General features: G+C 47.9%; 1 protein-coding gene. It reads left to right on the forward strand.

Going from position 1 to position 923, the window contains the following annotated elements:
- Positions 1-83: 83 nt before the first annotated feature.
- Positions 84-923: hypothetical protein (locus tag AC1D0Z_RS22965; protein ID WP_477660437.1), on the forward strand; the 840-nt coding region annotated here is incomplete at its 3' end.

Raw genomic sequence — 923 nt, forward strand, 5'->3', positions numbered from 1 at the left:
ACATAGTCCCGTCTAGAGATGGAGCACTCGGTCGTCAAGCGTCGAGCAACAAAGGTTTCGAGATCATGATAATTCCAGCACATTTGAACTTCTTCAGCATTGACGAGTGCGGCCTGTATAAGCAGGGCAACGACGTCCCCAGCGGCTTGAATGCCTTCGAAACGTTTGAGTTAATCTACAAATGGGTGCAAGGCAAACCCATGGAAGACACAATACCTTGGGACCCAGTTCACACGAGAACTGGCACAGCCAAATGCTACTGCCACGACTTCTACAAAGATGACGAAACCGGGGAGTTTCTCTTCGTGCTCTGGAAGTCAGAGACAGGCAGTACCGGCAGCATCTGGGGAGCTCAAGCGCGCGCTCAAACCGGGCAGTCAAATGTTGTTGAGTACACAGATAACTACAAGGGAAAAACGGTAATTTGGGGCAAGCCATGCTACTACTGGATAGTGCCAAGCCTAAACACTGTCGTGTCTATAAAACTGGATCACTCCGTTTGTGACTCAGGGCTATTTCAAGACTGGGTGGCGAAGTGCATTACTAACAGGGTTAGTCACCCAAACAAGAAAAAAACAGAAACTGAATCAGGCCAGGTTCGTTTTGAGTTTTCCGACAACAGCGATACGACGGCTTCCCGCTACGGCTATCGGTTTGATGTTCATTTACGAAGCCTAAATACGGGTAACGCAAAAATGGGAGAACTTGCATCTCGGGTTACTCACATAATTCGACGTGACACCATAAAACTCAACGCCGGTTTAGATGAGCGTCCGGGGTGGGTTAAGATTTTTGACAACATTCCGCTGCTTCCACCACGTCCGAAAGCAAAAACACGTCAGATCGAAGTAAGGGCTGAGGCAAAACCAACTCCGGCGGAGATCAAAATTATTATTGAGCAATTTTCCAAGGAAGATAGAAAG

The organism is Polaromonas sp. P1_E3, assembly GCF_056405935.1.